Annotated in this window: 8 protein-coding genes; 4 read left to right on the top strand and 4 right to left on the bottom strand. The window is 45.1% G+C overall.

The window, feature by feature from the left end:
- Window positions 1-190: 190 nt before the first annotated feature.
- Window positions 191-952 carry a DeoR/GlpR family transcriptional regulator gene (locus ACRQQK_RS07120; RefSeq protein ID WP_042481714.1) on the bottom strand — a complete coding sequence of 254 codons (762 nt, stop codon included), beginning with the start codon at window positions 950-952 and terminating at the stop codon, window positions 191-193.
- Between the two features lie 327 nt (window positions 953-1279).
- On the opposite strand from ACRQQK_RS07120, the gene ACRQQK_RS07115 reads away from it, so the two are divergent.
- From ACRQQK_RS07115 to ahpF, 4 genes are all read left to right on the top strand, one after another.
- Complete coding sequence (locus ACRQQK_RS07115; RefSeq protein ID WP_457510608.1) at window positions 1280-2140, top strand: MIP/aquaporin family protein; 861 nt, start codon at window positions 1280-1282, stop codon at window positions 2138-2140.
- Window positions 2141-2185: 45 nt separating this feature from the next.
- On the top strand, window positions 2186-3697 hold the full coding sequence (gene glpK, locus ACRQQK_RS07110; protein WP_457510607.1) for a glycerol kinase GlpK: 1512 nt from the start codon (window positions 2186-2188) through the stop codon (window positions 3695-3697).
- Between the two features lie 257 nt (window positions 3698-3954).
- Entirely contained in the window at window positions 3955-4512 is a 558-nt protein-coding gene (ahpC, locus tag ACRQQK_RS07105; RefSeq protein WP_457510606.1) for an alkyl hydroperoxide reductase subunit C, read from the top strand.
- 201 nt (window positions 4513-4713) lie between these two features.
- Entirely contained in the window at window positions 4714-6282 is a 1569-nt protein-coding gene (gene ahpF, locus ACRQQK_RS07100) for an alkyl hydroperoxide reductase subunit F (protein WP_457510605.1), read from the top strand.
- 102 nt (window positions 6283-6384) lie between these two features.
- Here ahpF and ACRQQK_RS07095 read toward each other — a convergent pair whose 3' ends face one another.
- The 3 genes from ACRQQK_RS07095 to ACRQQK_RS07085 all read right to left on the bottom strand — a co-directional run bounded on the left by ACRQQK_RS07095 (window position 6385) and on the right by ACRQQK_RS07085 (window position 11301).
- Window positions 6385-7437, bottom strand: a complete 1053-nt coding sequence (locus tag ACRQQK_RS07095; RefSeq protein WP_457510604.1) for a c-type cytochrome — start codon at window positions 7435-7437, stop codon at window positions 6385-6387.
- A gap of 9 nt (window positions 7438-7446) precedes the next feature.
- A complete protein-coding gene (locus ACRQQK_RS07090; RefSeq protein WP_457511100.1) occupies window positions 7447-8025 on the bottom strand; it encodes a c-type cytochrome in 579 nt (192 codons plus the stop codon).
- A 183-nt stretch (window positions 8026-8208) separates the two neighbouring features.
- On the bottom strand, window positions 8209-11301 hold the full coding sequence (locus ACRQQK_RS07085; RefSeq protein ID WP_457510603.1) for a molybdopterin-dependent oxidoreductase: 3093 nt from the start codon (window positions 11299-11301) through the stop codon (window positions 8209-8211).
- Window positions 11302-11312 lie beyond the last annotated feature (11 nt).

The following is an 11312-nucleotide window of genomic DNA, read 5'->3' as shown; positions in this document are numbered from 1 at the left end:
TTAGTGTGACATCAAAAAGATCAAATGTGCGAAAATTTAACTAAAAATGCTCGTTCGAGCACAAATTATGTTTATTTTAGCTATTCAATGGGGATAAATGATAAAAAAGAGAGTGGATTTCATAAGAACGACATAAAAAAGACCTAAAAAAACCAGTCAAAACGATGACTGGTTTTTAAAACGAACATTATCAAACAATATCGAGCTGAATCTCATGTTCGCGGATAATGGCACAAATGCTCTCTGGCGGCATTTGATCGGTAATTACCAGATCAACCTCTTCGATTCCACCCAGTTTTACCATCGCATTACGCCCAAACTTAGTATGGTCAACGCCTAAATAGACACTGCGACTGTTCTCGATAATGGCTTTTTTAACTCTAACTTCATGGTAATCAAAGTCTAAAAGTGAACCATCGAAATCAATGCCACTGATGCCCAAAATACCGAAGTCGAGACGAAACTGAGAAATAAAATCCATGGTCGCCTCGCCAGTCACACCGCCATCTCGGTTGCGAACTTCACCACCAGCCAGTATCACTTTGAAATCAGGCTTGGTCATAAGTAATGACGCAACATTAATATTGTTGGTCACAATGCGTAGGTTCTGATGGTTTTGCAACAACGCTCTTGCTACTGCTTCTGGCGTGGTACCAATATCGATAAACAAAGTTGCGCCATCTGGAATATGTTGAGCCAGCTTCAATGCAATGCGTTGTTTTTCTTCTTGATGAGAGACTTTGCGCGTTTGGTAAGAAGAGTTTTCGGAACTGGTGACTATGGTCGCGCCACCATGGTTTCGTTTGATTTGGTTTAGGTCGGCAAGCTCATTGAGATCTCTTCGAATGGTTTGAGGGCTAACATTGAATCGCTCAACAAGATCTTCGGTGCTGACATATCCCTGAGCTTTGACTAGCTCGATGATTTCTTGATGACGTTTAATGGCTTTCAAAGTAGATCCTGATTGATTGTTTCCAATAACTAGCAGTGTACTTCTTCATGTTCATATTTGAAATATATAGATAAATACACTGTTGAATAAGTCACTTAATCTTAGCTGTTCTGCCCAACATTGATCGTTATCGACACTTCGCCTTATTGAACTAATTTGATACAAAACTGTGCATTGCTTAACATTTGCGAACATAAAATGAACATTTAATTGTTCGTTTGCTCATTTTGAGAGCGCCATATAGTTTCATGCGAATCCTTTTGATTAACATAATGCCCACATTATCTGTATGGGATAATGCCAAATCAACGTCCAAGGAAATAAATTATGGCTAATAAAAAACAACATACTCTCATTGGTGAGTGTATTGCCGAGTTCATAGGTACGGGTTTGCTCATATTTTTTGGTGTCGGATGTGTAGCCGCACTCGTATTGACCAATGCTCAGTTTGGGCAATGGGAAATCTCTATCGTTTGGGGCCTTGCAGTTGCCATTGCTGTTTACTGCACTGCTGGTGTCTCAGGCGCACACATTAATCCTGCCGTGACCATAGCGCTTGCCGCTTTTCATGGCTTCGAAAAATCTAAAGTTATTCCTTACATCGCTTCTCAAGTTGCCGGAGCATTTTGTGCTGCTGCTCTTGTTTATGGTCTTTACAGCAATTTATTTACCGCATGGGAAGTGACAAACGGTATTGCTCGTAATACACCTGAAGCACTTACTACCGCTGGCATTTTTTCAACATACCCTAACGCTGCTTTATCTTTTTCTGGTGCATTTGCTGTAGAATTTGCCATTACAGCAGTACTGATGTTCGCAATTTTGGCGTTAGGTGATGAAAATAATGGTGCAGCACGCGGAGCGCTAAACCCACTTCTAATCGGTATCGTGGTTGCCACTATTGGTGGTTCGTTAGGTCCACTGACTGGTTTTGCTATGAATCCAGCTCGTGACTTTGGACCAAAATTATTTGCATACCTAGCAGGATGGGATTACGCATTAAGTGGCGCGAAAGATATTCCCTACTTTATCATTCCGATAGTTGCAACCGTTGCTGGCGCTTGTTTTGGTGGTTGGGCTTATCCTAAATTTATCGGTGCGTACGTACCGACTGTGGGCACAGGCTGTACCATTCCAAATCAGTGCGAAGAGTGTGAAATCGCAGATGACTCAAAAGCTCAGGTTTGAGCAATAAAAAGAATAAATCCAATAAAGTGAAAAGGATCCCTACCTATGAATAATAAATATATTGTTGCTCTTGACCAAGGCACGACGAGCTCACGAGCAGTAGTGCTCGATCATGACGCAAACATCGTGAGTGTTGCACAACGCGAGTTTACTCAAATCTACCCTGAATCGGGTTGGGTAGAACACGACCCTCTCGAAATTTACGCAACACAAAGCTCCACACTGGTTGAAGCTCTAGGCCAAAAAGGCATTCGCTCAGATCAAGTAGCTGCGATTGGTATTACTAACCAACGTGAAACCACCATTGTTTGGAACAAAGAAACGGGCGAGCCTGTTTACAATGCGATTGTTTGGCAATGCCGCCGAACAGCTGATATCTGTGCAGAGTTGAAGAAAATTGACGGCTTTGAAGAGTATATCCGCGAAAACACAGGTTTGCTGCTAGACCCATATTTCTCTGGCACAAAAGTGAAATGGGTGCTTGAGAACGTTGCTGGTGCACGCGAACTTGCACAGGAAGGCAAACTGCTGTTTGGTACGGTTGATACTTGGCTGGTATGGAAAATGACTCAAGGTCGTGTCCATGTCACTGACTATACCAATGCTTCTCGTACCCTACTGTTTAACATCAATACCCTTCAATGGGATGAAAAAATCCTTAAAGAACTGGATATTCCGCTATCAATGATGCCAGAAGTGAAAGCATCCTCTGAAGTCTATGGCGAAACTAACATCGGTGGTAAAGGCGGTACTCGTATTCCAATCGCAGGTATTGCTGGTGACCAACAAGCGGCGCTATTTGGTCAAATGTGTGTTAAACCGGGGCAAGCTAAGAACACCTATGGTACCGGCTGTTTCTTGTTAATGAACACTGGTAAAGAGAAAGTGACGTCGAAAAACGGCTTGTTAACAACGTTAGCTTGTGACCCAGAAGGTAAAGTCTCTTACGCGTTAGAAGGTTCAGTCTTTATTGGCGGCGCTGCTATTCAATGGCTTCGTGATGAAATGAAGCTCATCACTGATGCAAAAGATTCTGAATATTTTGCAACCAAAGTGGACTCTTCAAATGGTGTTTATGTGGTTCCAGCCTTTACAGGTCTTGGCGCTCCATACTGGGATGCATATGCTCGCGGTACTATCGTAGGTATGAGTCGCGGCACAGGTATCAACCACATCATTCGCGCAACATTGGAAAGTATTGCCTATCAAAGCCGTGACGTAATTGATGCAATGCAAGCGGATTCGGGTATCAAACTGGCAACACTGCGTGTTGATGGTGGCGCGGTAGCGAACAACTTCCTAATGCAGTTCCAATCAGACATTCTGAACACGGATGTGCAACGTCCTAAGGTTACAGAAGTAACAGCTCTCGGCGCGGCATACTTAGCTGGCCTTGCTGTCGGTTACTGGGGCTCTTTGGATGAAGTGGCGGATAAAGCTGAAATCGACCAAGTCTTTGAACCAGCACAAGATGAAGCAAAACGAGCTCAACGTTATAACGGCTGGAAACGAGCAGTTAGAGGCGTATTGGCTGTTTCTCACGTTGCAGACGAATAACACTTTTACAACGTCAGGTTGGCACTAGTTCAAAAAGTATAAAGGGACGCTTAGCGTCCCTTTTTGTTTCACCGAATAAAACCTGCAATACCCTACCGATAGCTTTTACTAACCAATACCTCTAACAACCAATAGCTTTTACCAATCAATTCAATAAGAAAAAGCAATTTTTCTTAATCACCTCTTCATGTGAATATACATCTCGAAGGCAAGAGACAGAGATTGCCAAACCAAAAAACTCTTAGGAAGGTAAAAACATGATTAACACTACTATCAAACCATTTAACGCAACGGCATTTAAAGACGGCAAATTCGTAGACATTTCTGAGAAAGACGTACTAGGCAAATGGGCTGTATTCTTCTTCTACCCAGCTGACTTCACATTCGTATGTCCAACTGAGCTAGGTGACCTAGCTGACCACTACGAAGAGCTTCAATCTCGTGGCGTAGAAGTGTTCTCAGTATCGACTGACACTCACTTCACTCACAAAGCATGGCACGATAGCTCAGACACAATCGGCAAAATCAACTACTACATGGTTGGCGACCAAACTGGCAACATCACTAACAACTTCGGTGTGATGCGTGAAGGTCAAGGTCTAGCAGACCGCGCTACTTTCGTAATAGACCCAGAAGGTGTTATCCAAGCAGTTGAAATCACAGCTGAAGGCATCGGCCGTGACGCAGAAGACCTACTACGTAAGATCAAAGCTGCACAATACGTTGCTTCTCACCCAGGTGAAGTATGTCCAGCTAAATGGAAAGAAGGCGAAGAAACGCTAGCTCCTTCTCTAGACCTAGTAGGCAAAATCTAATAAGCATAAAGCTTAAGACCTAATCCATTTGAAGCCGTTCGGCGGCTTCATATTGGAAGGTAGCTGAATTAGAGAGCTGGTCAGGCAATGTACCTAACGACCTACGGGCTTGACTGGCTCTCACCCTCAGCAAGATAAAAGAATTGAATTTATCCAGAGTGACCGCTCTCTTTAATAGAATTACGAATAGGTATAACAAAAATGTTAGATCAGGCGATTAAACAACAATTAAAACAATATCTTAGCAACCTTAAAGAAGAAGTTCAGTTAGTGGTCAGCCTAGATGAAAGCAAGGCATCTAGTGATATCCAATCACTAGCTAACGAAATTGCAGAGCTAAGCGATTTAGTGACTGTGACTCGCGATGATGCAGCAAGCGCTCGCCGTCCAGTAATGACAGTGACAAACCCTAAGAAAGGAACACAGCTACGCTTTGCTGGCCTTCCAATGGGACACGAATTTACCTCTCTAGTATTGGCACTACTTCACTCAGGTGGCCATCCAATTAAGCTAGAAGCAGAAACGATTGAACAAATCGCTAAACTGGACAAAAAGCTCGATGTAGAGATCTTTATTTCTCTATCTTGCCAAAACTGTCCAGACGTAGTGCAAGCGTTCAACATGATGTCGGCTATTAACCCAGACATTCGTACAACCATGATTGACGGAGCACTGTTCCAAGATGAAGTGAAATCTCGCGACATCATGGCGGTACCAAGCGTATTCGTAAATGGCAAACTGTTCGGTCAAGGCCGTATGTATCTAACTGAAATTCTGAACAAAATTGATGACGGCGCAGCAGACAAAGCAGCAGCAAGCCTAAACGAAAAAGAACCATACGATGTTCTTGTGATCGGTGGTGGCCCTGGTGGTAGTGCGGCTGCGGTATACGCTGCTCGTAAAGGCATTCGCACTGGCGTTGTAGCTAAACGCTTGGGCGGCCAAGTCATGGATACAATGGCAATCGAAAACTTTATTTCGGTTAAACATACTGAAGGTCCAAAACTTGCGCACGATTTAGGTGAACACCTAAAAGAATACGGTGTAGACATCATTACTGAGCAACAAGCAGACAGACTGATGGGAGCTCAATACACAGAAGATGGTTATATCCACGTCAACCTTGAAAGCGGTGCAACTCTTAAGAGTAAGAGTGTTATCTTAAGCCCAGGCGCACGCTGGAGAGAGATGAACGTTCCTGGTGAACAAGAATACCGTAACAAAGGCGTGGCTTACTGCCCACACTGTGATGGTCCACTATTCAAAGGCAAGAGAACAGCGATAATCGGTGGTGGTAACTCAGGTATCGAAGCGGCAATTGACCTAGCAGGTATCGTTGAACATGTGACGGTTCTTGAGTTCGCTGACACACTACGTGCTGACCAAGTGTTAATCAACAAGGCAAACTCTTTGCCAAACGTTGAAATCATCACAATGGCACAAACAACCGAGGTAATCGGTGACGGTAAACGCGTAACAAGTTTGAAATACAAAGATCGCAATACAGACGAAATCAAAGAGATTGAACTGTCAGGTATCTTTGTACAAATTGGCCTTGTACCAAACACTGAATGGTTAAAGGATTCTGATGTGGAGTTGTCTGCTCGTGGTGAAATCGAAGTAGGCAGCCGCGGCGAAACTAGCATGGAAGGTGTCTTTGCTGCTGGTGACGCAACCACTGTACCTTACAAGCAAATCATTATTGCTATGGGCGAAGGTGCAAAAGCGAGTCTAGGTGCGTTTGATTACCTGATTCGCAAACAAGCTTAAATCATACATTTTATCTCCTATTAACGACAAAGGGCTCTACTTCGGTAGAGCCCTTTTTTTCGGTTTTAGCAGCAACAGTGACGAGTGCCATCGCTGTATTTGTTACTTCACAACTGCCGAAGGAAAAGCATTGCTACCTAGCGTGTATCCATTCACCGATTTGCCGTAGAACCCATCATGAGCATGGTACTTTTTGCGGTTGTCTTCGAGACTGCCCTTGTATCTTGGGTCTTGTGGCCGCTCTTGGCTATTCACATAAGCGGATACATCCCAAGCTTCTTGTACAGTTAACTGAACGCTTTTACCCAATGGCATATTTTCATAAATGAAGTAAGCCGCAGTATTAATACGGTGCATGCCCGCGCCCCAGTTATACGCATTTTTGCCCCACAGAGGCGGAATATAAGAATGCCCCTCACTATCCGAGACGCCTTGTCCATCTTTCATATGGCAAGCGGCGCAATTGTCTGCATACACCTGCATTCCGCGCTCAAGTGAAGGTTCCAGTTCAGGATTTGCGATCTTTGGATAACCTCGTCCTACTAAGCTGCCACGTTTATCAACCGGAAGAGCCTGAGCGATAACGTCTGGCATGGGAAACGATTCAGCCTTACCACCAATTTGCAACTGCTTTTCGTCTAAAGCTGGTACTGGTTCATTTTCAAGACCATGCTGATCCATCAAACCACCCATGGCTAACCAATAAGCATAAGCACTCAACGCAACCAATTCCGGAGAATCATAGGCTGGCGGTTTACCGTTCATCGAATAAGTAAAACATCCTTGAATTCGATCTGCGTAGCTGTTTACGCGATCATTCTTTTTACGGTATGCAGGATAAGCCATATACGCAGCCCACAAAGGCGCTGAGTTTGCCTTGCGACCCGCTTCCATATGACAGTTCACACAGTTCTGGTCATTGCCAACGTACTTGCCACGCATCTGCTGTGAATTGACGAACAATGAGTAACCGAGTTTAACCTTCTCTCCAAATTCATCATTGGTGATAGTGGTTAAATCTCTTGGAACAAGATATTCGGCTTGACTGTTTTTCTTTGCCGCAGGTAATTCAGCCTGACGGTCAGGCAACTCAGTATTTGCTTTTGCCGATACAGAAAGCATGCTGAACGCCAACAATGAATAAATGACTTTCATAGCAAACTCCTAGTATCGAAATGACGCAAAGTAGAACGACAAATTTTCTATTTCATCGTCTGTTAGCTTTTGGGAAATGGTAGACATCATATTGAGTGGGTCGCCACTGCGGGAACCCTTCTTCCAATCATGAAGTTGCTTCTTCAGATAATAAGCATGCTGACTTGCTAAGCGGGGGAACTGCCCCACGCCCATACCACTGGCGGCATGACAAGTGGCGCACGCGGGTATATTTCTGTCCCAATCCCCTTGATAAATCAGTTTTCGATAAGGGTTGTTGATATCTGCTTGAGAACCGCGCTGTTCGAGATTGGTAAACTCATAACTAGGCAATGACGCATAGTACTCGGTCACTTCTTTACGAATTTGAGGATCACTCAGCTCTTTTGCCATTGGGCTCATCAGGGGATCTTTACGTTCACCGGATAAGAACAGCTGAATTTGGCTATCCAGATATTCCGCACTTAACCCTGCAAGCATCGGAGCAATATTTGGCTGACCTTTCCCATCCTGCCCATGACAACTGGTACAGACGCCAGCTTTAGCTGGCATTTCCACCGCCTGAATACTGGCTGAGGCCACCAGCATGGGCAAAGCGGCCCATAGTTGTAAATTTGACATGCTGACTCACTATTTCTACTTCTATTATCACTCCTACTATTGTCAGTATTATTAGTAAGTCGACTATTGTGGATTTCCACATAACGACAGAAAACACCGCCTCTATCACTACGACTAAAGGCGGTGTTGCAAGTCACTAAGTACTTTGTTTTATGCTTTATAAATCCGAGCTGGCAGTGATTGACGTGCAGCAGCACCCACCACCCAGTCAAGCAAAACGCCTTTGCCTTCTCGGGTTGGATCAATCATGCCAATATCGTTGATGTTAACACCATCGCTGGTCTTCATTTTTACAGGCTGTTGCTTGTTGCCAATCCAGTGAGCACGTTCGCCCAATTCGGTATGACCAAAGCCGTGCTCGAAACCCAATGTCCTCGGTTGAATACCATCAAGCACCATTGCTGTCGCCTTAATTTGAGCGCTCGGCGTTTCCACAACAAAAAGATCTCCAGTTTCAATACCCGCATCTTGTGCATCCTTCGGATGGATATAGACCGGATTGGTTCCTTTTATCGAATGCAGACGTGGTGACAAGTTCGAAACCGCACTGTGAATGTTCGATTTAAAGTTGGTGAGTGACATTGGCCATTCGCTCTTAGGATACTTCTCCTCCATAGGCGTACCGTCACTGAGTTTTTGCGGATGCCAGCTCGGGCAGCCAGTGTACATTTCGCCGGTCATGGTATTACGCGAAGTACCCACCTTTTCATTCCAAATCGCCACCGGACGGTTCCACTTATACTTCATTTCTTCGCCTTTATAGGCTTCCGTTGCGTTCTCAAATCTTCCTCCACGGGCAAAAATAAACGCAACTCTCTTCATCTCTTCAGGTGTTAACACTTTCTGCATCGCTGGCAGTAATCTTTCCAATCCAGACCAAGCAATGTCTTCCGCAGAAACCTCAGGCACGCCACCTTTGACATAAGCTAAGTTGGCCGCCGAACGTAAGTAAAAATCTTCGGCGCTATGAATGGCATGCCACTGCCCTTTTGCATCTTTAACGGCGTTTTCACCAAAGCCGCCCAGATGCATTTTCTTCGCTACATCGATCAAGAAATTTTCCAGACAGATTGGACGACCATCCGCTGTTATCTCGGTGCGAGGCTCAACAATTGGCCAACGTGCAGTGACTGCTTTTACCGGCACACCATGCCACGGACCTGCCATCCCCCAGCTTTCATACGTCACAGTATCTGGAACCAGATAGTCAGACAGCGATGTGGTTTCGTTGATAAAGGCATCCACAGACACAATCAAACCCAACTGATTCGGATCTTTTAGCTTATCTTCCAATAAGGTTTTTAGCCCCGGAACACCATAAAGTGGGTTCGCTATATGGTTTATCCACGCTTTTATGCGATAAGGGTAACCATCCACAGCGGCGGATAAATGTTCTGTTAAAAGCGGAGCGGATATAGGATACCAAGGCGCTCGTGTTGGGTATGGCGATTGGCCTGCTGCCACTCTTCGCTTGTATTCACTGGTTTTCTGATAAGGAAACTTGCTTCGTGATAGGAAAATACCTTTCGGGCCAACTTTACCTTCAAACTTGGTGAAATCGTAGCGAGGTCCATCCTCAGAAGTCGGGTAACCACCCGCTTTCGCCATCGCGCCACCTTTGAGGTTGATGTTCCCCACCAGCGCATTCAACATTAAAATAGTGATCGAATTATAGAAACCATTGCTATGCATATTGCCGCCGTGAGTATCGACAACCGCTTTCGTGCCATAGCTGGTAAAACGCTTAGCCAGTGCAATAATGTCTTCTTGAGCAATCCCGCATTGTTGGCTGTAAAAGTCCAAATCATATTTGAACGCCTCTTCTTTCAAACGTTGTAAAGAGGACTTCACCTTAACGAATACGCTTCCAAGCTTGACCTCTGTTTCAACAAGCAAAGCCGCAGTGTCATTCTGAGTATGTAAAGCGAACTCACCACTTGTTGCGTTAACAATCACATAAGGGTCAGTGTCTGAACGAGGCTCGCCCGTAAACGGTAAACCCATATCCGAAGCGCGAAGAAAGCTGCCGTTTCTAGGATGAGTTTCGTCACTGATGACTAAGTGAGTCGCGTTGCACCAGTGAGCGTTACCCGCCTTTTTCATTGCCTCAACACCCGGCTGGGCAAGAAAGCTTTGATTGTAACGTTGGTTTTCGATAATCCATTGAATCATCCCCAGTACTAAAGCTGAGTCAGTGCCCGGATTGATAGGCAGCCAGTTATTTCTGTCTGCGGCAGCAAGACTGGATGAACCAGCAGGCAAACTCGGCGTCACTATGGTGTATTCCAACTTGCCGCTGGTTCTGGCCTGCGCTAACTGACGCGCCTGACGCTTAAACGGATTACCCGCCTGAGCAGGCGACATTCCAATAAAAATCACATACTCCGCATTATCAAAATCAGGTTTTAGATGGGCATATTTGTCTAAATCATTGAGCAGAGCACCGCTGCCAGCACGAAACGCGTAACCACAGTACGAACCATGATGGCCAAAGTTACGAGTACCGAAACTGTTGAAAGCAAAGCGCTTGATGATATCGTCACGCCCTTCATTCGAGGCATTAGTAACCAGCAACTGGTTGGCTTTAGGACCGTATTCAGGATTCTCTGGATCAAGCGGTGTTTTTACATCACGTATCGCTCGCAAGCCATCCACATGTCCCTCACCGAAGAGGTCGCCGCCTTCGATAATCTCTTCCAGCAGTTGTTCGTAACTGATAGGAATCCAACGACCTTCGCCGCGTTTGCCCACTCGTTTTAAAGGCTGAGTAATACGATATGGGCTATTTCGAATCTCCAACATACCATTGCCACGCGCGCACGCTGTAGAGCGCCCTTCCAAGCCCGCTTCACCAGCCAAACTCAAATAAGCATCTTTAACCGGCGTCTCAAATGGAATCGCATTTTGGTGCGACAACGGGTGATACGGATTGCCACTGATACGTAAAATCTCATCAGTATTATTATCGATACGTACCCGCAAACCGCACAAAGTCCAACAACCAAAACACATTGAAGGCGCTACTCGCTGGTTTGGATTGGGAATCAAATTCCCCTTTGCGTTGACCGTGTATTCAGCTTCAAGTGAATTACCATGATGAATGTTCTTAGTTGGGCTGCCAGCTTTACCTTCAACCACGCCTTCGACAATATGTTTGGTTGTGGTCGCATAACCTGCTGCAAACGCACCTACACCACCAACGGCGAGGCCAGACTTCAAAAACTGACGACGTTTATTATCCATAGAACTGTTCC

Source organism: Vibrio sp. C8 (assembly GCF_054051265.1).
The sequence above is the reverse complement of the archived record's forward strand: the minus strand, read 5'-3'. Positions and strand labels throughout refer to the sequence as shown.

Excerpts from the sequence above, each read along its gene's own strand:
- ACRQQK_RS07095 (WP_457510604.1), bottom strand. The coding sequence starts at position 7,437 with ATGAAAGTCATTTATTCATTGTTGGCGTTCAGCATGCTTTCTGTATCG.
- ACRQQK_RS07115 (WP_457510608.1), top strand. The coding sequence starts at position 1,280 with ATGGCTAATAAAAAACAACATACTCTCATTGGTGAGTGTATTGCCGAG.
- ahpF (WP_457510605.1), top strand. The coding sequence starts at position 4,714 with ATGTTAGATCAGGCGATTAAACAACAATTAAAACAATATCTTAGCAAC.
- ACRQQK_RS07090 (WP_457511100.1), bottom strand. The coding sequence starts at position 8,025 with ATGCTGGTGGCCTCAGCCAGTATTCAGGCGGTGGAAATGCCAGCTAAA.
- ACRQQK_RS07085 (WP_457510603.1), bottom strand. The coding sequence starts at position 11,301 with ATGGATAATAAACGTCGTCAGTTTTTGAAGTCTGGCCTCGCCGTTGGT.
- ahpC (WP_457510606.1), top strand. The coding sequence starts at position 3,955 with ATGATTAACACTACTATCAAACCATTTAACGCAACGGCATTTAAAGAC.
- glpK (WP_457510607.1), top strand. The coding sequence starts at position 2,186 with ATGAATAATAAATATATTGTTGCTCTTGACCAAGGCACGACGAGCTCA.